At 52.1% G+C, this 22,382-nt stretch carries 18 protein-coding genes; 16 read left to right on the forward strand and 2 right to left on the reverse strand.

Annotation, left to right across the window (positions count from 1 at the left end; genetic code table 11):
* Window positions 1-180 precede the first annotated feature (180 nt).
* Window positions 181-1,026: a DUF1338 domain-containing protein gene (locus tag ACGHM3_RS04075; protein ID WP_345427647.1), complete on the forward strand. Its 846-nt coding sequence runs from the start codon at window positions 181-183 to the stop codon at window positions 1,024-1,026.
* 75 nt (window positions 1,027-1,101) lie between these two features.
* Here ACGHM3_RS04075 and ACGHM3_RS04080 read toward each other — a convergent pair whose 3' ends face one another.
* The gene (locus tag ACGHM3_RS04080) at window positions 1,102-1,500 is read right to left on the reverse strand and encodes a DUF4019 domain-containing protein (protein ID WP_345427646.1); all 399 of its coding nucleotides are present in this window, start codon (window positions 1,498-1,500) and stop codon (window positions 1,102-1,104) included.
* Window positions 1,501-2,405: 905 nt separating this feature from the next.
* On the opposite strand from ACGHM3_RS04080, the gene ACGHM3_RS04085 reads away from it, so the two are divergent.
* Window positions 2,406-4,853 (forward strand): Ig-like domain-containing protein, encoded by a 2,448-nt coding sequence (locus ACGHM3_RS04085; RefSeq protein WP_390517763.1) that lies wholly within the window; start codon window positions 2,406-2,408, stop codon window positions 4,851-4,853.
* 185 nt (window positions 4,854-5,038) lie between these two features.
* On the opposite strand, the gene ACGHM3_RS04090 is transcribed toward ACGHM3_RS04085, so the two are convergent.
* Window positions 5,039-5,506 (reverse strand): EVE domain-containing protein, encoded by a 468-nt coding sequence (locus ACGHM3_RS04090; RefSeq protein WP_345427642.1) that lies wholly within the window; start codon window positions 5,504-5,506, stop codon window positions 5,039-5,041.
* A gap of 370 nt (window positions 5,507-5,876) precedes the next feature.
* On the opposite strand from ACGHM3_RS04090, the gene ACGHM3_RS04095 reads away from it, so the two are divergent.
* The 14 genes from ACGHM3_RS04095 to ACGHM3_RS04160 all read left to right on the forward strand — a co-directional run bounded on the left by ACGHM3_RS04095 (window position 5,877) and on the right by ACGHM3_RS04160 (window position 22,361).
* Complete coding sequence (locus tag ACGHM3_RS04095; protein ID WP_390517764.1) at window positions 5,877-6,989, forward strand: NADH:flavin oxidoreductase; 1,113 nt, start codon at window positions 5,877-5,879, stop codon at window positions 6,987-6,989.
* Window positions 6,990-7,661: 672 nt separating this feature from the next.
* A complete protein-coding gene (locus ACGHM3_RS04100) occupies window positions 7,662-9,296 on the forward strand; it encodes a methyl-accepting chemotaxis protein (protein ID WP_345427638.1) in 1,635 nt (544 codons plus the stop codon).
* A 192-nt stretch (window positions 9,297-9,488) separates the two neighbouring features.
* The gene (locus ACGHM3_RS04105) at window positions 9,489-9,911 is read left to right on the forward strand and encodes a PaaI family thioesterase (protein ID WP_345427636.1); all 423 of its coding nucleotides are present in this window, start codon (window positions 9,489-9,491) and stop codon (window positions 9,909-9,911) included.
* Window positions 9,912-9,915: 4 nt separating this feature from the next.
* Window positions 9,916-10,341, forward strand: coding sequence for a PaaI family thioesterase (locus ACGHM3_RS04110; RefSeq protein WP_345427634.1), 426 nt, complete (start codon window positions 9,916-9,918; stop codon window positions 10,339-10,341).
* Between the two features lie 227 nt (window positions 10,342-10,568).
* A complete protein-coding gene (locus tag ACGHM3_RS04115) occupies window positions 10,569-11,138 on the forward strand; it encodes a nitroreductase family protein (RefSeq protein WP_345427632.1) in 570 nt (189 codons plus the stop codon).
* Between the two features lie 624 nt (window positions 11,139-11,762).
* Window positions 11,763-12,158: a group 1 truncated hemoglobin gene (locus tag ACGHM3_RS04120; RefSeq protein WP_345427630.1), complete on the forward strand. Its 396-nt coding sequence runs from the start codon at window positions 11,763-11,765 to the stop codon at window positions 12,156-12,158.
* A gap of 293 nt (window positions 12,159-12,451) precedes the next feature.
* Entirely contained in the window at window positions 12,452-12,814 is a 363-nt protein-coding gene (locus tag ACGHM3_RS04125; RefSeq protein ID WP_345427628.1) for a VOC family protein, read from the forward strand.
* Window positions 12,815-12,927: 113 nt separating this feature from the next.
* Window positions 12,928-14,247: a nitrate- and nitrite sensing domain-containing protein gene (locus ACGHM3_RS04130; RefSeq protein WP_345427626.1), complete on the forward strand. Its 1,320-nt coding sequence runs from the start codon at window positions 12,928-12,930 to the stop codon at window positions 14,245-14,247.
* Between the two features lie 304 nt (window positions 14,248-14,551).
* The gene (nirB, locus tag ACGHM3_RS04135) at window positions 14,552-17,095 is read left to right on the forward strand and encodes a nitrite reductase large subunit NirB (protein ID WP_345427624.1); all 2,544 of its coding nucleotides are present in this window, start codon (window positions 14,552-14,554) and stop codon (window positions 17,093-17,095) included.
* 14 nt (window positions 17,096-17,109) lie between these two features.
* Entirely contained in the window at window positions 17,110-17,436 is a 327-nt protein-coding gene (gene nirD / locus ACGHM3_RS04140) for a nitrite reductase small subunit NirD (protein WP_345427622.1), read from the forward strand.
* Window positions 17,437-17,635: 199 nt separating this feature from the next.
* A complete protein-coding gene (locus ACGHM3_RS04145) occupies window positions 17,636-18,121 on the forward strand; it encodes a MarR family transcriptional regulator (RefSeq protein WP_345427620.1) in 486 nt (161 codons plus the stop codon).
* On the forward strand, window positions 18,118-19,617 hold the full coding sequence (locus ACGHM3_RS04150) for an efflux transporter outer membrane subunit (RefSeq protein WP_345427617.1): 1,500 nt from the start codon (window positions 18,118-18,120) through the stop codon (window positions 19,615-19,617). Before ACGHM3_RS04145 ends, ACGHM3_RS04150 begins: the two co-directional genes overlap by 4 nt.
* Window positions 19,618-19,626: 9 nt before the next feature.
* Window positions 19,627-20,832, forward strand: coding sequence for an HlyD family efflux transporter periplasmic adaptor subunit (locus tag ACGHM3_RS04155; RefSeq protein ID WP_345427615.1), 1,206 nt, complete (start codon window positions 19,627-19,629; stop codon window positions 20,830-20,832).
* Complete coding sequence (locus tag ACGHM3_RS04160) at window positions 20,829-22,361, forward strand: DHA2 family efflux MFS transporter permease subunit (protein ID WP_345427613.1); 1,533 nt, start codon at window positions 20,829-20,831, stop codon at window positions 22,359-22,361. Before ACGHM3_RS04155 ends, ACGHM3_RS04160 begins: the two co-directional genes overlap by 4 nt.
* Window positions 22,362-22,382 lie beyond the last annotated feature (21 nt).

Consider the following 22,382-nt stretch of genomic DNA (forward strand, 5'->3'; position numbering starts at 1 on the left):
GGTTGGTAGCCTGTGTTTTTAACTCGTCAACAAGGTATAGCAGGAAAAGTTGAGGAATTCCGCCCCCTACAGCGAATTTTCTTGCGAGCAGCACGCCAAATTGCGCAGCTCATTTGGCGCTTTGTTGGGTACATTGTTGGGTACGCAACCCCAGCCACGGATTTGTTCCTCGGAGCCCCTATGACCGTCACCACCCCTGCCAAGGCCCGCGCCAGCCAGCCCGAGCTAGATGTTTTCTTCCACCGGTTGTGGCAGCAGTACATCGAGGTAACACCCCAGGCCGCGGCCATCGCCCGTATGTTTGCCGGTGATACCGACAATCTGCCGGTGAATGACCATGTCGCCTTCAGAACCACCAGCAACAGCGCAATAGCGATGCAGCATTTAGAGCCCGTATTGGCTGGCCTGGGCTATGTTGCCTACGACCAATTTCGCTTTGAGCAGAAGAAGCTCAATGCCAAAGCCTTTAAACATACGCGCGTGGAATCAGCGCCGAAAATATTTCTCAGTGAGCTACAGACCCATGAACTGCCGCCGGCGGTTGCCGACGTGGTGGGGTATTATATGGCCCAGGTTACACAACAAGCACCACTGACGCCGGAGATATTCTCACAAGGTCGGCTGTGGCATCGCCCAACATTGGCAGAATATCGCCTTTGTTCGGCACACAGTGAATACGCAGCCTGGTTGCTGACTATGGGGTTACGGGCCAACCATTTTACGGTGAGTGTGAATCATTTACCGGGCAAGCCTGGGTTGGAGGGTGTCAATCAGCGGATTAAGGCCGCAGGCTTTAAGCTAAATTCAGTGGGTGGGGAAACCAAAGGCGGCCCGGGTCTCGGTTTGCAGCAGTCTGCGACCCTGGCAGATCGGCAGCCGTTTCGCTTTGGTTGTGGAGCGCAGGAGCCAATCCCTACGTGCTTTTATGAATTTGCCCTACGCCACGCCCACGCCGACGGCCAACTATTCGACAGCTTTATAGAGGGCAACGCTGACAAAATCTTTGATTCCACCAACGCCTATTAACATGGCCGTGCTGAATTTGAGAAGGTCTGACGTAGAGAAGGGCTTGCATTGGGCGCGCAAGGCAGCGCGCCGGGCTCAGTTAATGAAGTAACCAACCACTCGCCACTCATCATTGGTTTTGCGGACGGTGACGGTTTCCAAGGCGGCTTTTTTGTTCTGGAAACTGGTTTCTAGATCCACCACGATGTATTCACCGTCCGGCGCGCCGGGTAGTGAGTTGTATTCGTTGGAAGTTTTTACGGTTCTCTTTAGCGTTTTGCCAAGTGGGGTGCGTACCTTGGTCAAGGCCTGCTCCCACTCTTTAGTAGATAGTTGGCGTTGAAACATGGGGCCAGATTGGTTCCAGCTTTCTGCGTACTTCCCTGCGTCTACTACCTTGAGCCAATTCGTTGCCAGATCGACGGCTTTTGGTTCATCTGCGGCAACGGAAAACGACAATACTGCTGCGAACACTACCAAAAACAATCTTTTCATAAAGAACCCTCGAGGTTGAATAACTTTTTTTGCTCACCGGGGGTGCGAGTTAGTCTGCGCGATGCTGCAGCTATTGGCCCTTTCTACCGAGCCTTATTTATTTGCCAGCCCTTTTTGACCTGACCTCTATTTACAGGGCCTTTGTTTGCAGCGCCTTTATTTACAGGGCCTTTATTTACAGGGTCTATATTTTCAGGACCTATGCTTTCAGGACCTATGCTTTCAGGACCTATGCTTACCAGAACTCTATTTGCCGGCTTTGGGCCACAGGCGTTTGCCGACGGTAACGCAGCTACTATCCTTGGCGGTTATTAGGCTGCGCTGAAGTATACGTCCGTCGACCAGACTATGCCAACCCGTAGTTGTAAAGAAGTTTTTAGACTGTGTTGTTCAGAAAAATGGTCTAAAAAATCCTTCAGCTTGGCCCCATAACGCGGCAGGTTAATTTTCTACTGACTGGTTTTAAAAACTTGATTCACCCGTTTTGAGTTGTGTGAAAAAGCTTGGAGATTTGTCTCAGGCTGAGACATTTTATCGGCTTAGCTGTTTTTTTTTATGGTGAGCGTTAAAGTGCTGTGAATTGCCGTTAGGAAGGCAAAGAAGATGTAAAGATGTTTACTCACCTTAACAAGAAAGTGCTCGCTTATTTGTCCATAGTCTTGTTAGCTCAAAAAGCCCGTTATTCGATGCTCCAGGGCTGATTTGCAAGCTCTGGCAAGGTCACTCTCCGACTGAAATTATTAATAACTTATTGAGTTAACAGGCTTGAGTTAACAGGCGTTTTTTTAATCTGTTAATTAAAAAGGTGGCACCCTGATTTGATCCCTGGGATACCTGTCACAAAAATGCAAAATCATTGTTGCGGGACTCCGCAATTCCAGCCTAGTCGGCTAACAGTTGATGTGATGCTATTTGTATACTCTGCGGCAATTCGAAATATTCTTACTCAAAAAATTATGAAGATTATGGACGGTCTCACGCTCGCCCCAGCCAACGTTTTTAAACCACTCGCTCTGTCTGTTTTAGTGCTCGGCCTATCCGCCTGCGGTGGCAGCGGTGGCGGGTCCACTTCCGCCGTTTCGGCGCAGCAAAGCCAAACCACTGCGAGTGGTCAGAGCCCTGCTTCAAATAGCGGCAGTAGTAGCTCTAGCGGCTCGCAAACCGGGAGTGCAGATAACGTCACAACTGCGGCGTCGGAAACGATTGACGAAACCAGCAAAGACGTGGTTGGCGTTCAGGAAGAGGCGGTGGATACCCGTACACAAACCACAGCCGCCGGCGGTAAGCCCAAAATCACCATGACGGCACCGGCTGATGGCGCTGTGGTTAATAACAAGGCCCAGTTTGCAATTAAGGCCACCGCTTGGGACAACGATGGCGCGGTGGATCGGGTCACGTTTTTTGTTAACAACCAACGGGTGGGCAGTGATTACAGCCAGCCATTCACATTTACCTACAAAAATGCAGTGCCTGGCCGCTACAAAGTCTACGCCATGGCTCACGACGACAAAGATCTTTCCTCTAAGTCCTCTGTGCACTGGGTAACCGTTAAAGACGAAAGCGACGGTAAACCTACGGTCAGCATTACTTCTCCGGGCGATGTTTCCGATTTTGTAGTGGGTAAAACCATTCAAATCACAGCCGCCGCCACGGACAGCGATGGCTCTATCAAAAAGGTTGAGTTCTTCAGTAACGGCGAAAAACTGGGCTCAGATGCCAACAAACCCTATCAACTGGCCTGGGCCGATGCCGAGGTGGGTAGCCACGATATTCATGTGGTTGCCACCGACAACCAAGGACTAACCGCCCAGTCTGATACCCACCGCGTTGCCGTAAACGAAGCCTCGGGCTCTGGCAAACTGGTGACCTACCCAGCGTCCGACGTAATCACCCAAAAATTCAAGTCCAATAGATTCGGCGTTAAGGTCACCCAAAACGGGGCCACTAAGAATTCCTTTGTTTATGAAGAAGATAACAGCAGTAAACATAGCTGGGCTGGTAACTACGGTTACATGCAAGAAGCCAATCATTGGACCACCTTTTCGTTCAGTGGCGCCGTCAACGTGGAAGCCAGCCGGTTGGACGGTAAAAAAATATCCAGCTGCGTGATACGGCCCAAAGCTTTAAAAATCAACCCAACCATTGCCGGTAACAAATGCAGCTTCCGGTTGAACAAGCCGGTTAAGGTATCGGTTGAGATTGATGAAACCAGCAAGATTACCCAACACATCGACAAGATGGGGCAAATCACCAAAAAGATTGTTAAACACCCGCTGTTTGTATTTGCCGATGCAATGGAGCAAGACATTCCCAAGGCTGGCGATAAAAACGTGGTGTATTTTAAACCGGGCATACACGAAATTGGCAAACAGTACCAAATACCGAATAACACAACGGTGTACATTGCCGGTGGCGCCTATGTGATTGGCTCGTTTACCACCAAAAACAAGAACCCCAGCAACGTAACCATCCGTGGCCGTGGCATATTGTCCGGTGGCGGCCTTGGCGAGGGCAAGTCTGAAAAAGTTGGCTGGAAAAATCACGCGGTGGACTTCTCTAAAGGCCGCAAGGGCAAAGGCCTTGTGGTAGAAGGTATCACCATTACAGACCCTCTGCGTAGCTGCATCCTCAGTTACAGCCAAGTTGACGTTAAAAACACCAAGTTGTTCAGTTGGCGCCATAGAAACGACGGCATTGTGGCCGGCAATGGCTCGCTAATAGAGAACAATTTCCTAAAGGTGCAGGATGACAACATCAAGTTGTATTACGGCAATCAGACCGTGCGCAACAATGTCATTTGGCAACAGACCTCCGGTGCAGTGTTTAAATTTGCGTGGGACTTAAAAGGTGTGTCCAAGAACATCAAAGTGTCTAATATCGATATTATTCACAGCGATGTGTTCTTTGACTACGCTAAGGGCGAAACCGATCGACCAGAGCTGAACAGTACCAGTGCTGTCTTTAGTGCCATGGGGTTTGGTAAGAATGCGGCCTTCCGCGATAACAGCTTCCAAAATATTCGCATTGAGGAAGAGAATCTATTGCGTTTGATGGCTCTGCGTATGGTATCCACCCACCATACCTCTGCCGGTAAATCTACCTGGGGCAATCCAAACACCTCCGCCAGCAAAACCATTGAGAACATTACCATCGATAATCTGTCTCTTGCTGGTGTGCCCTACAAGCAGAGTACCTTCTACGGTAACAAGGGTGGTGCTATCAAGAAGATTGCGTTTTCTAATCTCAGAGTGGACGGCCAGTTGATTGCCAATAACAACCAGTTAACAAGCCGATTAGATGGCGTAGGTCTTAAGACGGTTGGCAACGTCAGTAATATCTCTATATCTCCCTAGCGCACCCGGTTCCCTTCTAATTTAGCCTTTACAAAACGCCCCGTTGATTGGGGCATTTCCCATTCCCCAATTCCCTTTTTACGCCACAATTTAATAGCCAGATTCGTAGTAGCCAGGCTCGCTGGTTTAGAAGAAGTTTCTGTACAGGGTTGGGGGCTGGGTAGAACTCATCCGGAGGGGCCGGTTTACGTATCGGCATTGCCCAGGACGGTGATGTGCTCCCACTCCCTTTCGGTTACGGGTTGTACCGAGAGTCTGCCTTGATTTACCAAAACCATATCGGCCAGTATTGCATCCTGTTTGATGTGCTTGAGCGGCACCGGCAATTTGAATTTGTGTAGGAATTGAATATCAACGCAATACCAACGCGGCTTTTCTTGGGTGGCTTTGGGGTCAAAATAGCGGCTTTCGCCATCGTACTGAGCTGGGTCCGGGTAGGCGGTTTGGGTCACAGTGGCCGTACCCACCACCGCCGGTACTTTGCAGCTACTGTGGTAAAACAATATTTGGTCACCTACGCCAATGTCATCGCGTATTAGATTGCGGGCCTGGTAATTGCGGATGCCATCCCAGCGGCCTGTTTTATTGGGCTCTGCGGCCAAATCGTCGATGCTGTATTCATCAGGTTCGGACTTAAATAGCCAATAGGTCATAAGCTGTGCCTCGATTCACCAGTACCTTTAATCCACCAGTACCTAAAATTCACCAGTATTCCTGATCATTTGTATCATTCGGCCGGAGCGAAAACATATCACGGGCAAGTATTCGCGCCAAATACTTTGGGCGGCTTAGCAGGGGCATAAACAGCGTTTCTGCTCGAGCACTGACGAAAAATTGCCCATATCTCACGGTAAAGGTCAATAGCATTAGTGGCGCAGTGCCGGCAGTGGCAGCCTTAAAAACGGAACATTTGGTTAAAGCCTGACGTTTTCAACTTTGGGTACACTGTGTGGGCAGGGCTCGCTTCCCCGAAGCTGGGCCGGATAACAACCATAAACACATCAGTTCTACAGCGGGAGCCAGGTGATGACCTCAACCAACTGCCTTTTTGAAGCGTTCAACTCGGATAAGCTGAGCCTTGCCAATCGATTGGTGATGGCGCCCATGACCCGCAGTTTTTCGCCCCACAATGTGCCCAGCGATCAGGTTGTGGAATATTACCGTCGGCGAGCGGCCGGTGGGTTGGGGTTGATCATAACTGAGGGGACGACCATCAATCATATAGCCGCCCATGGCTATCCCAACGTGCCTAATTTCCATGGTGAACAGGCGCTAGAGGCTTGGCGCAAGGTGGCCAATGCAGTGCATGCCGAAGGTGGCAAGATTGCGCCGCAATTGTGGCACGTTGGCGCAGCACGTAGGCCGGGAACCGAACCCGGAGGACAGACCCCAGGCTTCAGCCCCTCGGGCATGTTTATGCCCGGTAAAATCACCGGCCATGCCATGACCAAAGACGATATCGATGAGGTTGTACAGGCCTATGCGCAAGCCGCCAAAGATGCACAACAAGCGGGGTTTGATGCCATTGAAATTCACGCGGCCCACGGCTATTTGATTGACCAGTTTTTCTGGGCCGGTACTAATCAACGCGAAGACGAATACGGTGGCGATATGGCCGCCCGTGGCCGCTTTGCGCAAGAGATTGTGAGCGCCATTCGCGCAGCTGTGGGCCCGGATTTCGCCATCATATTGCGTTGGTCCCAATGGAAGCAGCAGGCCTACGATGCACGTCTAGTCGAAACCCCGGAAGCCTTAGCGGAATTCATTCAGCCCTTGGCCGATGCCGGAGTCGATATATTCCACTGTTCCACCCGTCGCTTTTGGCAGCCAGAGTTTGAAAGCAGTAATCTGAACCTCGCCGGTTGGGTTAAGAAACTCACTGGCAAGGCCACCATTACCGTGGGCAGCGTGGGGCTGAGCGATGAGTTTTTGCCAGAGTCTGCCAACGCCGGCTTTAAAGAGGCTTCGCCGGTTAATTTTGATGAGCTGGTTGAACGCATGGAAAATAATGAGTTCGACCTGGTGGCCTTGGGCCGTTCGGTCATTGCCAACCCAGATTGGCCCAAGTTGGTCCAAGCAGGCAAGTTCGATCAATTAAAGCCCTATGAAAAGCGGTATTTGGAGTCCTTAGTTTAAGACGCCGGCGAGTCTTAATGTGCAGCTTAATAACCTTGTCCGGCCGCCGATCACCGTGCGGCTGGGTCAACATTGCCAAACTTAATGACGCAACAAACTACAAGTGCAAAAAACTTAAAGTCGCGTAGACTTAAAAGCACAAGCCTAGAAAAGCTAAATTAGTCAACAAAGAAAACAGGAAGGCGATAAATAGGCGAGCGCCAGCCTCCAGATCCGTCTCTTTGCTTTATGCTTTTGCCCTCCCTTCTTTTCCGTACTTACGAGCTTGCTTAAAAACCGAGCCATTACCCAATATCTTCAGCGCCGCGTGGTTTGTAACCTGTGATGTGAATTTCGCCGTCAAGCTCGCAGGTGTTGGTTCTTGTGTCTGTTGGAGGCAAAAGAAAATAGCTATTCGGCCGATATAAAAGTGTGCAATCAGAAAATATTTTAAGTTGATTAAAATGAAATTAAATAAAAACTAGGTTTTTAATTTCGATTGGTCTAAATGCAGTGTTGCAGCGCTTTCAGTATCTCTTTTAGGGATGTTGCTGCGCAAAGTAAACCTTGCATGGCGTAAATTTCCTCATAAAGGATGAGAGGAAATTTGACGTATCAGGAGCTATAAATATTGGACTGCAAGTTTTTTTAATTTTTATATAACCAACAGTAAATAATATCCCCGAGGCGTTAATGTTTCTGAATATAAAAGAATCTCTGGTGCTGGCTTTCGGCGTCGCTTTAAGCGTGGCTGTCGGCATGGTGGTGGCGAAAGCCGGGTTCGGAGGAGCAACGTCCTTTTTACTCGGGGGAATGGCCATAATTGTGTTGGCTGGTTCGGCGGTTGTAAGTGCCAAAATCTGGTTCTCTGGCCGAACTCGCGGCTTATTAGAAGCTTGCTTCAGTGACCCGAACATGGAATCAGAATTACCAGAATCGGTGTTGCGTTACCGCGAGAGCACCAAAAGGCTATTGATGGATTTAGCCTCGGATGTGGATAAGCAGGCCATTGGCTCGGCGGAAATTTCGCATTTTATTAGCACGCTCAGTACCTCTATTGAGCACATTTCAGAGCGCTCAACCCACATTGCCCAGGTGGCCGAATCCATGTCGTCCACCGTGGACTCCATCGCCAGTGATGCCCACTCCGCTGGCGAGTTCGCCACCAAAACCGCTGCCAGTAGTGGCGCAGGCCAAAAAGCACTTAACGATTTGAACTCCAAGTTCAACAACCTGGGTGAGACGGCGCAAAACGTGTCCGAGGCATTATCTGTATTACGTGAGCAGTCGCAGAGCATCCAAGGGATTACCGAAGTCATTAATGGTATCGCCGAGCAAACCAATATGTTGGCGTTGAACGCCGCCATCGAAGCTGCCCGGGCTGGCGATTACGGCCGCGGCTTTGCTGTGGTGGCGGATGAGGTGCGCGGCCTAGCGAGCCAAACCACCCAGGCCACCGCTGAAATCGCCAATATGCTGAAAGCCAACCACGAGCAGGCGGGCACGGCATCACAAATCATGCAGGACTTGGAAAACCACATGCAGGAAGCGCAGGCGATTGTGTTGGAAACCGGCACTGCCCTGGAGGGCATCACTGGCGAGGCGGGTAACTCCGACCAGCTGGTGAAAAATATCGTCCGCGCGCTGCAAGATCAGGTCAGTGCCAGCCATGCCGTGTCCGGTGGCATTGATGAAATCAGTCAGTTGCTGGGCCATTCCGAGAAAGAAGCCCAGGTGGCTGCAGCGAACGGAGAATCGTTATCGGTGTTGGCCGAGCGAATTTTGGTGAAATTGGGCGATCACAACTTGGATTCCTTCCACGACCAGGTACGCCTAGCCGCCGCAGAGGCTGCCCAGGCCATAGGGGAGGTGTTCGAAGACGCCATTGCCCAGGGTAAACTGTCACAAGAAGACGTGTTCGACCGCAACTACAAAGAAGTTGCTGGTACCGATCCGCCCAAATACAACACTCGCTATGACAGCTTCAGTGATCGGCATTTCCCGGCGATTCAAGAACCTGAGGTGGCGAAGTACCAAGAGATTATTTTTGCCGGTGCGGTGGATCAAAATGGCTATTTCCCCACCCACAATAAGCGCTATTCCAAACCTCTGACCGGTGACTACCAAGCGGACTTGGTGAACAGCCGCACCAAGCGTATCTTCAACGACCGCACCGGTTCGCGTTGTGGTTCGCACACGCAGTCGTTTTTGCTGCAAACCTACAAGCGCGATACCGGGGAAGTGCTGCACGATCTTTCTGTGCCCATCTACGTTAACGGCCGCCATTGGGGTGGCTTCCGCGTGGGCTATCTGGCCAGCAAACATTAACCGGTCATCAGCATAATTTTTGCACTCTCTTTTCCAAAGCGATGCGCAGGGAATGAAACCCTCTGCGCCTAGGTCTCATGTCTTTCCCCGTATAATGCTGTCCCCGGTGTAGTGGCGTCGGTCTGGCCAAGCGCAGGCCGATGGCGGCATAATTAGACGTCTCTGTTTATATCGGCTTAATGAGGTAAAGGCATGTCCCACCCCGTTCCAGAGGGTTACCAGTCCATCGACTTCGGCATTCCATTTTTGCAATTGATCGGCCCCGTGTACCATAAGGTGGGTGCGCCGGTGCTGCACCTGGCCATGCGCATAGAACACAAACACTGCAACGCTTTAGGTTCAGTTCACGGCGGCTTGCTGGCAACCTTGGCTGACGTTGCCAGCGTCAGGGCTTTAGTGCAGGCACGCAATAATGGCCAGCGGGCTTTTACCATCAGTTTAAATACCGACTACATCGGCCAAGCGGTAGAGGGCGACTGGATAGAAGCGCACATTACTATTAAGAAAGGGAGTGGGGGTGTTGCATTTGCGCTGTGCGAGATCAAGGTCGACGATAAGCTAATCGTTGTATCCAGCGGCTCGTTTAAATTCTTTACCCCATCCGAGGCCAGCTAGCTCCGTGGCTGCGCAACCGCCCCTTGGGTTTGGTCTGTTGGATTGCACACACCTGCCATTTAACCATCTAACCGGGCCGATCTATATCAAGGAGGGTGACTCAACCCCCAGATTCGGCATGTTTATTTTGCCGCAGCATAGTGACGCAGAAGGCTTTGCCGAACGCGGCGTTCTAGCAACCCTGGCAGATATGGTGGCAGGCCGTTCACTGGTCATTGCCAGTAATTTCACCCTGGGTTGCTTTACCATCAGCCTCAACCTAGAGTTTTTGGCGCCCGTTCCCCAAGGCGGCTGGATAGAAACCACCGCCAAACTCTATGGCCAGCAGGGCAACGTGGCCTTTGTGGCTTGTGATATTAGTTATGATGGTAATGTAGTCATGCAGGCTAACGGTAAATTCAAACAATTTCCCCATGCGGATTTACGCTAGAGACCATGTCTCTGTAGATCAAATTTTTTGTTGCTAATGCTGCGCGGTTTTCGCTTGGTGGCTCGCCGTGTAGACGATAAAGTGATGCCGATAACAGTGCAGGTAACCGCGAAGGCGTGAGCGAAAGCCTCGTTAACTAGCCGCCTTTATACGATGATTGGGTGATAGGTTAAATCCGCGTGCTGGCGCGCTGTTGTATCAGCAAAGGTATTTTATGGAAAAAAATTATGTCTGAATTTGCCACAGGCCGAGAAGCACTTGCTGGGGTAGACCCATTATTTGTGGATCGTTGGTCACCTCGGGCGTTATCCAATGAGCCCATTGATGACGCCGCATTGCAACGCATCTTTGAAGCCGCCCGTTGGGCTCCGTCGGCCTACAACGAACAGCCCTGGACTTTTTACACCAGCACTTCAGATACCTTCGCGTCCTACTTAGGTATGTTGGTAGAGGGCAACCAATCCTGGGCTAAAGATGCCGCCATCATTGGTTTTTTGATTGGCAAAAAACACCTGAGTAAAAACGGTAACGATAACGGCACTTATCAGTTGGATTGTGGCGCAGCTTGGATGTCCATGAGCCTACAAGCTCGCTTGGAAGGCCTCTACACCCACGCAATGGCCGGCATTAAGCGCGACCAAGTAATCGATACCCTTGGCTTAGACCCAGCACAGTACTCAGCGGTAATGGGTTTTACTTTGGCAAAGCTGAGGGCGCCGGAACAATTACCCGCTGGCCTCCAGGCCCGCGAAACGCCCAGCGACCGCAAGCCACTGGATGAAATCTGGCGGCGATAGGTCCGCACTACAGCGCGTCAGCACGATTACCTCCTTCCCTTCGCCACAACGCGCCCGCATTGCCAGTAGGCCGGGACCGACCCGGCTAGTGCTCGGCTAGTGAATTGGCGGCGCTCACCACGACATAACTCCAATTATTGGTATTGAAAGCCAGCTCCAGAGAAAACTAAAGCCCTAGCGGAAACGGCACCATAAAAGCTTGTCTCAGTTTTTAGTGATCATTATTGGTGCGCTCTTGTGGGGCGAGCGCGGTTAGTCGCATCAACTGCTATATGCGTAACAATCTCATCTTTACTCTTGGCACAGATCGCAAACACGCCCTAAGCACCCCGCAGAAAGCGCGAGAAACTGTGTAGCAACCGCCTCGAACGCTCCACATCCATAAAGATTCATATTAAATGAATGTATGGCACGTTGGTTGCTGCAGCTAGAGCCAAAGAAACGTGTTTGTAACTAATTGGCTTATGGGTGTGAAGCTCTCTGGGGGGCTAACGATTGCCACCGGGCAGGTTTTTTAACGTCGCCAAAGCCTAAAGGCGCAAATGCGGTGAGATACGCTAAACCAGCCTACATGCCGCCCTGGCAATGATATGTCACCATGGGCCCAAAAAACGGAGTTTTGTGATGTTCGGTTTATTCAAAAAAAATCCAGAGACAGAACTCGAAAAAACAGTTTTCGATAAGCTGGGTGGAGCCCCCGCCATTGATTTGGCCGTGGATATTTTTTATCGCAAAGTGTTGGTTGATGATCGTATCGCCCATTTTTTTGATACCGTCGATATGGAAAATCAGCACAAAAAACAAAAGGCGTTTTTAACCATGGCCTTTGGTGGTCCTAACCACTACACCGGTAAAGATATGCGCGAGGCCCACAAAGGAATGAATTTAACCGAAGAGCATTTTGGCGCTGTTGCTGAGGCGTTGGTAGGTACTCTGCAAGAACTCAATGTTCCCCAAGAAGACATCGGCTCTGTGGTGGAGATTGCCGCGAGCGTTAAAGATGATGTACTTAACCGCTAAGAAAAAGCGTACATCGAACTATTTAATTTAAAACAACGCCGATTAATTGTCGGCGTGGTTACTGCGGCTTGCCTACATATGTCGCGCCCAAATATGTTACGGTCCGTTCTCATTGTTTTAATTTCGTTTGTACTATCCATGCTTACAGGGCGCTTCGTGCGCCCTTTTTTTTAAACTGACTTGTTGGCAGTTTAAGTGCATGTTGCTGGATGAAAAGTCATGGTTATCCTGCACCGTGGCAACCACGGTGGCCGGTGGTACACTGGGGTTTTCTCCTCACACAGGGTCAGAGTATGGAAAAGGTAACCGGTATCGGTGGTGTTTTCTTTCGCGCGCAAAATCCTCAGCAGCTGGCCCAATGGTACCAGCAGCATCTGGGAATTAACCCGGTGCCCACGGATTACGATTCCCCGGCTTGGCAGCAACAAGCTGGCGATACGGTGTTTGCGCCCTTTGCCCAGGATACAGACTATTTTGGTAAATCCTCCCAGCAGTGGATGATTAATTTTCGCGTAAGGAGCCTAGACGCCATGGTGGCGCAGTTAACGGCGGCGGAAATCGAAGTGGTGGTAGACGCAGAAACCTATCCCAATGGCCGTTTCGCCCGCCTACAAGACCCAGAGGGCAACCCCATAGAGCTATGGCAGCCGGCATAGGGTAGTGCTTTGGTTACAAGGCGCTGTCGTCAACGCTGGCCAATAACGGGTGAATTCTTTACATTACCCGAAGGCCAATGGGGGCTTTCTTAGATTTATCGGAGAACCAGTGCATGGCGAAAGCGGCACCAGAGCACAGCCAATCGGTAGTGAAGTTTTTATTGGCGGCGCGGGAGGCGGAAACCCGCTCACTGGCCCAGCTGACGGACACCTGCCATGTCATCCAAGCCATTGGCGACATGATTCACGATTTACAGCGCGAGCGCGGCCTCACTAACGTTTATTTGGCGTCCGGTGGCGAACGCTTAATGCAACAAAAGCGAGCCGAGCAGTTGGCTCTCAGTATGACTACTGAACAGCGCCTGCGAGCGTTGTTTACCGATGAAGCTTCACCAGTATTAGCGCAACCGCTATCCGCGCGTCTATTGAATGCCATCGCCTACATCTTGCAAGGGCTCACAGAGTTGGCCTATCTGCGCCAGTTGATTGAACAAGGCGGTATTGATGCCACGCTGATGACCCAGGCTTTTTCGAGCTTAATTGCAGGCCTGCTGGAGGTCGTCAATGAGGCCGCAGACAGCTCCGGAGACCCCGCCGTGAGCCGCGCTTTGGTCGCCATGATCAACTTTATGCACGGCAAGGAATACGCTGGCCAGGAGCGTGCCTGGGGGGCAATAGGGTTTGCCCGGGGCCATTTTGATGAACCACTGCGTTTGCGATTGGAGCACATGCAAAGCGCCCAGGAGCAAAGTTGCGGGTTGTTTGAGCAATTCGCCGAACCCGAGGCCGTGGCGCAATGGCAGCAATTAGCGCACAGTGATTTTGCGCCCGAGCTAATACGATTGCGTGGCGTGATAGCCGCATTGGGCGATGGCGATCAGGTAGCATCGGAGCTGAGTGAAATATGGTACTCAGTGGCGACCGCACGTATTGATGCCATGCACGGAATTGAAGTCCAAATCATCAACGATGTGGTGCGCTTAAGCCAACAGCGGCTGATGACGGCCCAGAGTGACTATCAACAACAGGTGCAGGCCGTTGAAGCGCTAACAAGCGCCGCGCAGCCATTGAAAAAGAACCAGCTCCACAGCCTAATGCTGTTGCACAACAACAGAGATTCGGTGAGCCCAAAGGACGGCCGACTGGCCGGCGATAGTGGGGCCGCCGCTAGCCTTCGCTCAATTTACGATTTAATCCGCGAACAAGACGAACATCTTTCCCAGGTTAAAGCCGAATTGGACGAGGCCAAGCGGGCACTGGCGGAGCGTAAGCTGATTGAGCAGGCCAAGGGCTTGCTGATGAAGAGCTTAAAGCTTAGTGAGGAGCAGGCCTACCGGCGTATTCAACAGCGTGCCATGGAATCGAATACGCGTCTGGCGGAAGTAGCCCAGCTTTTGATTGATACCGCCAGATCCGTGGGTCGCACGCGTTAATGCACTGCATTGAGGCTTTTGTGCTTTAAGTCGGTGCATAAAAGTCAGATTTTTAAGCTGCATTTTGGCCCACAAATGCGTTAAAGCTATGAAAATACAGGCTTTTTGAAAGTTGGTGCGATCTCTGCTTTAGAGTTAACCATTAGCTGTAGTCGCTATATTAAAAATTAAAGTTTTCTTGGACAAAGGCGTCCATCACCTGCTGACGCATACTCATACGGTGATGGGCGTTTTTTTTTGCACGCTATTTCTACTTTTAACGTTTTGCCCAGCATTTTTGCCTGATAACAATGGGGAATAGAATATGAGTCAGCCTGAAAAGACCAACGTTGTCGTCGTCGGTAACGGCATGGTGGGTCATCAATTTATCGACAGTTTGATGGCCAGCGAAGAGCGAGAGCACTTCCACGTAGTTACTTTTTCTGAAGAGGCTCGTGTTGCCTACGACCGAGTGCATCTTTCAGAGTATTTCAAATCCAACAACGCCGAAGACTTGGCCATGACCACGTTGGAGAACTACCTGGAAATGGGGGTGGAGGTACACCTCAACGACCGCGTAGAGAGCATCGATCTCAACGCGAAAACTGTGACCTCTGCCACCGGCAAAACGCTGAGCTACGACAAACTGGTTTTGGCTACTGGGTCCTACCCATTTGTGCCGCCCATCGAAGGTAATGAACGCGAAAACTGTTTTGTTTACCGCACCATTGAAGATTTAGAAAAAATCACAGCTGCAGCTCAATCCGGCGCCAAGGTTGGTACCGTTGTGGGCGGTGGTTTGCTGGGTTTAGAGGCTGCAAAAGCGGTTAAAGACCTGGGTTTAGAAGCTCACGTTGTAGAGTTCGCGCCGCGCTTGATGGCCGTGCAGGTGGATGATGGCGGCGGTACCCTACTGCGCGACAAAATCGCCAACCTGGGCGTGGGTGTGCATTTGCAAAAGGCTACCCAGCGTATTGTTGCCGGCGACACCTGTACCCACCGTATGGAATTCGCCGACGATACCAGCCTAGAAACCGACATGATTATTTTCTCCGCCGGTATTCGTCCACAGGATGCCCTGGCCCGTCAGTGCGGTTTGGAGGTCGGTGAGCGCGGCGGCATTGTCATCAACAATAAATGCCAAACCTCCGATCCAGACGTCTACGCCATCGGTGAGTGTGCCCTGTGGAACAACCGCATTTTCGGTTTGGTGGCCCCGGGCTATACCATGGCCAAAACCGCCGTGGCCCACCTGGTTAAGTTGGAAGAAGAATTTGCCGGTGCCGACATGAGCACCAAACTAAAACTGATGGGTGTGGACGTTGCCTCCATCGGTGATGCCCACGGTGCAACGCAGGGTGCGCGGGTTTACACCTACTACAATCAGCCGAACGAAGTGTACAAAAAGCTGGTGGTAAGCGAAGACAACAAACTGTTGTTGGGTGCGGTTTTGGTGGGTGATGCCGAAGAGTATGGCTCGCTGCTGCAATACATGCTCAATGCCATAGAGCTGCCAGAGAACCCAGAGGCTTTAATTCTGCCAAGCCTAAGCGGCGAGAAGCCCGGATTGGGTGCCGGCGCGTTGCCGGCCACCGCGCAAATCTGTTCCTGCCATGATGTCAGCAAAGGTGATATCAGCGCGGCGGTGCAGGGCGGTTGCTGTTCCGTAGGTGACGTTAAAGGCGCAACCAAAGCTGGCACCGGTTGTGGTGGCTGTGTGGCGCTATTGACCAGTGTGGTGAACCACGAATTGGCAGAGTTGGGTGTAGAAGTGAGCACCGATATCTGTGAGCACTTCCCGCACACTCGCCAGGAGCTGTATCACTTGGTGCGTGTTGGAAAAATCAAAAGCTTCCACGAGATGTTAGAAAAGCACGGCAAGGGCGATGGCTGTGAAATTTGTAAGCCTGCCATCGGTTCGATTTTAGCCAGCTGCTGGAACGACTATGTACTCAGCGACGAGTTGATTGGCCTGCAAGACACCAACGATATCTTCCTGGGCAACATGCAAAAAGACGGCACCTACTCGGTGGTTCCGCGCATTGCCGGTGGTGAAATTACCCCCGATAAATTACTGGTATTGGCGCAAGTTGCGAAAGACTATGGTTTGTATACCAAGGTTACCGGTGGCCAGCGTATCGATTTATTCGGCGCTCAATTGCATCAATTGCCAGACATCTGGCGCCGCTTGGTGGAAGCCGGTTTTGAGACTGGCCACGCCTACGGAAAATCCGTGCGTACCGTGAAAAGTTGTGTCGGTAGCACCTGGTGCCGCTATGGTGTGGACGATTCCGTTGGCTTAGCCATTGAGATCGAAGACCGTTACAAAGGCTTGCGTTCGCCGCACAAATTAAAGTTTGCCGTGTCCGGATGTACCCGTGAGTGCGCCGAGGCTCAGTGTAAGGATGTGGGTGTGATCGCCACAGAAAACGGCTGGAACTTATACGTTGCCGGTAACGGTGGTATGAAGCCGCGCCACGCTGAGCTATTCGCCTCCGACCTAGATAAAGAAACACTCATTAAGTACGTCGATCGCTTCCTGATGTTCTACATCCGTACCGCAGATCGTTTACAGCGTACCTCGGTATGGCGTGACAACTTAGAAGGCGGCCTAGAGTACCTGCAAAAAGTGATCATCGAAGACAGCCTTGGCATCGCCGAAGAGCTGGAAGCCGAAATGGCTCTTAACATTGGCAATTATCAATGTGAGTGGGCCACCACCATTGATAACCCAGAGCGGCTTAAGCGTTTCCGTCACTTTATTAATGCCGAAGAAACCGATGAAAACGTACTGTTTGTAGAAGAGCGAGGCCAAATCCGCCCAGCCACCGAAGACGAGCGTGCGGACATCATCGCCAAGGCCAGTTGATTAGGAGAAGTAACATGAGTTCATGGATTAAAGTGTGCCAATTGAGCGACATCGCCCCTAACACCGGCGTTTGCGCTCTGGTTAATGGCCAACAGGTGGCGATTTTTCGCGAGGCCAAAAGCGATGCTGTTTTTGCCATCGGTAATTACGACCCCATCGGTAAAGCCAATGTATTGTCGCGGGGTTTAATGGCGCAATTGGGTGACAACATCACCGTGGCGTCACCGCTGTACAAGCAGCACTACCGTCTAACCGACGGCCAGTGCCTAGAGCAAGATGGCGTAAACGTACCCGTATATGAGGTCAGAATCACAGACGGCGCCATCGAAATCGCCGCCTAAGTTCCCCTGAAGTAGTTCCAAAGTGTGCAGCCCCAGAAGTTTTGGGGCTTTTTTTTGCCTGCCGTTTATTCCTTTTTTTCCATTCTTTTCAATGCTTTAGCTGGCGCAGGGCGGATATCCCTTGCTGCGTTGCAAAATTTTGCTTTGACAATGCCTGCTTAGGCAGATAATGTTTTGGCAGATACAGCTGGAGCAGAATATGCCAACTCAACATTACGACCCAGAGTCCTTCCAAAGCAAAGATTCCCTGGGTTATCTCATCAAGGTGGCTTACACCATGATGCTGGGCGGAGCCGAGCAAGCGTTTGATGGCTCGGGCCTGTCGTTTATTCAATGGATTACGCTGCGCAAACTGCGCGAGCATCAATCGTTAACGCCGGGCAACTTGTGCCAGGTGCTGCGGCACGACAGCGGCGCCATGACCCGTATGCTGGATCAGCTGGTTAAAGCCGGTTACGTCAACCGGCAGCGCAGCGAAGAGGATCGCCGGGTGGTGGAATTAAGCTTAACGCAGGCTGGAGAGGCCAAAGTGGATGAGCTGCTGCCTCAATTTCTCGACGAGTTAAATAAGCTCTGCGGCATTTTTGACGAGCAGGAGTTTGTCCAATTTAAGGCCATGCTCAAGCGTTTAATTAGCCACGTCGGTGAAGTTACCGGGCGCGAAGTACCGGAGTCATTGCGATGAAAATGAAAACCCTAGCCGCCAGTGTGCTGCTCGCCGGTACCCTGGCGGGTTGCGTCTCCGCCCCCGAAATACAACCCCAAGCCGAACTTACCGAAGCATCGCAATTGGGGCTTTCCCACGAGCTCTTTACCTTCACCGGCCAGCAGCAATGGTGGCAGGCCTATGGCGATGAGCAGTTAAACCAATTGGTGCAAGCGGCGTTGCAAAAAAGCCCGGATCTGGCCTCGGCCAGGGCCCAGGTGCGGGCGGCCCAAGCGCAATTGCTAGCCGCCGGTGGCAGCCGTCAGCCCAGCTTGGGTTTCGATGCCAGCGTGGCTCGCCAGCGCCTTTCCGAGCACTATATTTACCCGTCCCCCTATGCCGGTTCCATGCGCAATTTTGGCCAGTTGCAGTTTAATTTCTCCTGGGATTTGGATTTCTGGGGGCGGCAAGCGCAATTGTTGTCCCAGGCTGGCCAGCAAGCCGATGCGGCGCGTTGGGAGTGGCAGGCCCTGGAGCAAAAGTTAACCGCGGCCGTGGTGGAAAGCTATTTTGAGCTCTACCAAGCCCACCAGCTGATGCAGATTGCCCAGCGCACAGAACAACAGCGGCAAAGCTTATTGCAGCTCACCCAGGCGCGTTTGGATGCCGGCCTGGATACCGAGTTGGAATTGCGCAATGCCGAAAGTGTTTTGCCCATGGCTCGTCAACAACGCTTGGCGGCCCAGGCCCGTTATGACAACGCCAAGCATCGCTTGGCAGCGCTTACCGGGGCCGGTGCCGAGGCCTACAGCAGCATGACCATTCCTACGTTAGCACTGTCCACCGAGTTGAGTTTACCCCAGCAGTTACCGGTAAATTTATTGGCCCGCCGGCCGGATATCGCCGCTTCCCTAGCCCTGGTAACCGCCGCCGATGCCAACCGCTTGGCTGCCAAGGCGGCGTTTTATCCCAGCATTTCGTTAACCGCCTTTGCCGGCTACCAAGCCATTGGTATGGATGAATTGTTGCAATCCGGCAGCCAGATTTACGGCGTGAGCCCGGTGCTGCATCTACCCATTTTTGACGGTAAGCGGTTGAAGGCGAGTTACGCCGGAGCCACGGCGCAGTTGGATGGCGCCGTTGCCGGCTACAACCAAGCGGTGGTGCAAGCGGTGCAGGAAGCCGCCGATCAAATCACATTAACGCAATCTCTGCGTGCTCAATTAGAGCAAGCCAACGCCAGTTTGCAGGCGGCAGAAAAAGCCTGGCAATTGGCCAAGGCGCGCTACGCGGCTGGGCTATCCAATCAAATTGTTGTGCTGGATGCCGAGGCGCGGGTGCTAGAAACGCGCAGTAATCTGCTGGCCTGTGAGGTTGCCTTGGCCACCGCCCAGGTGGATTTATTAATCGCGGTGGGCGGACCAACCGCCGAGTCTACCGCCGCCAATGGGCTTGCCAGCCAGCAAGCAAAAACATTATTCCAAACCGCCAGTGCTGATCTTAATAGCTCCGACGGATTGCTCAATCTCGAATAGGTGAATGTTATGAGCAGCGAAACAATCGACAGTAATCAACCCCAAGCCAAACGCAAAACGCGTTTGCTTTTTATCGCCCTTGCCGTGGCGGTAATTGCCGCGGCCTACGCGAGTTATTGGTACTTGCATGGGCGCCACTTTGTCACCACCGATAACGCCTACGTGCAAGGCAACACCTTGGCCATTACCAGTGAAGTGAACGGCACGGTTATTGGCGTAGAGGTGAATAACACCGAGCAAGTTAAACAGGGCCAACTTCTGGTTAGCCTGGACCCAACCGATGCCGAAATCGCCGTAGACTCTGCCCGCGCCGAGTTGGCCCGAACGGTGCGCGCCGTGCGCAGTGAATTTGCTAAAGCCAGTGGTTTGCAATCGCAAATCGAGAGCCAGCAAACCGCACTGGACAGCGCCAAAGAAGATTTAAATCGGCGTTTAAAAGTCGCAGAAATGGGCGGCGTTTCGTCCGAGGAATTACAGCACGCGCGCAGCGATGTCACTCGTCAGCAGGCCATGTTAGCCACCGCCCGGGATGAGCTGGAGCAGGTTAACGCGCAAATTGTTGGCACCACCATCGAAACCCATCCCGATGTGCTGGCCGCCGCCGCTAAATTACGTGAGGCATCCCTAGCATTGCAGCGCACTAAAATTTACGCCCCGGTGGATGGTGTGGTGGCTCAGCGTTCGGTGGAAATCGGCACTCGCATCGCCCAGGGCAAACCGCTGTTGTCGGTGGTGCCCTTGGGCCAAGTGTGGGTCGATGCCAATTTTAAAGAGGTGCAATTATCCCAAGTTAAAGTCGGCCAGCCGGTAACTCTGGAATCGGATTTGTACGGCGATAGCGCAGAGTTTCATGGCCGAGTGGTGGGCCTAAGTGCCGGTACGGGCAGCGCCTTCGCCTTATTGCCAGCACAAAATGCCTCCGGTAATTGGATTAAAATCGTGCAGCGCTTACCGGTGCGTATTGCGCTGGATAACAGTGAGCTGGCCGAACACCCGCTGCGAGTGGGTCTATCCATGACCGCCAGTATCGATGTCGGCGCGCCGTTGCAATCCATAAACGAAGGCACAAAGGTTGGCTCCACCATGCATTTAGAGCGCGACTGGGATCGCCAAGCCATGAACGATCTGGTTGACGAAATTATTGCCGAGCACTCCGGTGGCAGCGCTACCAAAGGCGAGCCGGTGGCAGATGTCGCGCTTGAGGCTGCACTATGAGCCACAGCGCCACGCTCAATGCGCCGCCCGAGGTAACCGGCCGCACCTTGGTGATTGTGGCGCTGGCTTTGGGCACCTTTATGCAGGTGCTCGATACCACCATTGCCAATGTTTCCATTCCTACTATTGCCGGTAATTTGGGGGTGTCTCACAGCCAGGGTACGTGGGTCATTACCTCGTTTGCCGTGGCTAATGGAATTTCAGTGCCTCTCACCGGCTGGTTAATGCGCCGCTATGGTGTGGTGAAAGTGTTTGTCAGTTCAGTGGTGCTATTTACCCTGGCTTCACTGCTGTGCGGTTTGGCCTGGAGCTTGCCGTCGCTGATTTTTTTCCGGGTGTTGCAAGGCGCGGTGTCTGGCCCAATGATCCCCGGCTCCCAAGCGCTGTTAATGTCGTTATTCCCAGCCAATAAAAAAGGCACTGCCTTGGGCATCTGGTCCATGATGACATTAGTAGCTCCGGTGTGTGGCCCGATTATGGGCGGCTACATTTCCGATAATTATTCCTGGCCATGGATCTTTTTAATTAATGTTCCTGTGGGTATCTTCTGCGCCATTATTTGCTGGCGCGGCTTGCGACACCTGCCGGCACCCACGCAAAAATTACCCATCGATGGCATTGGCCTGGGCCTGCTGATTATTTGGGTGGGTTGTTTGCAGGTGATGCTGGACGTAGGTAAAGAGCACGATTGGTTTCAGTCACCCGCCGTGGTCACGTTAGGCATTGTGGCCCTGGTTGGCAGCATTGTGTTTGTGGTGTGGGAAATGGGTGAAAAGCATCCCATCATCGATTTATCGCTGTTTAAGCTGCGCAACTTTACCATCGGCACCATTGTGTTATGTGTGGGTTACGGTTTGTTTTTTGGCTCCGTGGTGGTGCAGCCTTTATGGATGCAAACCTACCTGGGTTACAACGCTACCTGGGCCGGAGTGGTGGCTGCGCCCAGCGGTTTGGTTGCTTTGGTGGTGGCGCCTATTGTGGGTAAATTATTGGATAGGGTCGATGCCCGTTGGTTAGCAACCCTGGCCTTTTTGGTGTTTGCGGTGTCCGGTTTCATGCGCTCCAACTACACCGATGACGGCAGTTTGTTTTCCTACATATTGCCGTTAATGGTTAACGGTATTGCCATGGCCTCGTTTTTTACCTCGCTAATGACCATTGCCTTGCACGGCGTGCCGGAAGAAAAAATTCCGTCCGCCAGCGGCCTAATGAACTTTTTGCGCATTACCTTCGGCGCCTTGGCTACCTCATTGGTGACCACCTATTGGGAGCGAGATGCCACTAGGCATCAAACGCAGATGGTGGAGGTGATCGACCCGCAAACGTTGCAAAACACGCTGGGGTCTTTGCAAGATGCTGGGCTTAGTGCGCAACAAAGTATGGGCTTGCTAGTGCAACAATTAATGAGCCAGGCCTACCTGAAATCGGTGGTGGATTTCTTCGCCATCACCGCGTGGGTGAGTTTGGCCATTGTCGGCTTGGTGTGGTTTACCCGCCGTGCCAAACACGCGCAGTCGGCGCCAGAATAAACTGCGCAATTAAAGGCTGTG

Origin of the sequence: Halioxenophilus aromaticivorans (genome assembly GCF_042850945.1) — a bacterium.
GTDB classification, from domain to species: domain Bacteria; phylum Pseudomonadota; class Gammaproteobacteria; order Pseudomonadales; family Cellvibrionaceae; genus Halioxenophilus; species Halioxenophilus aromaticivorans.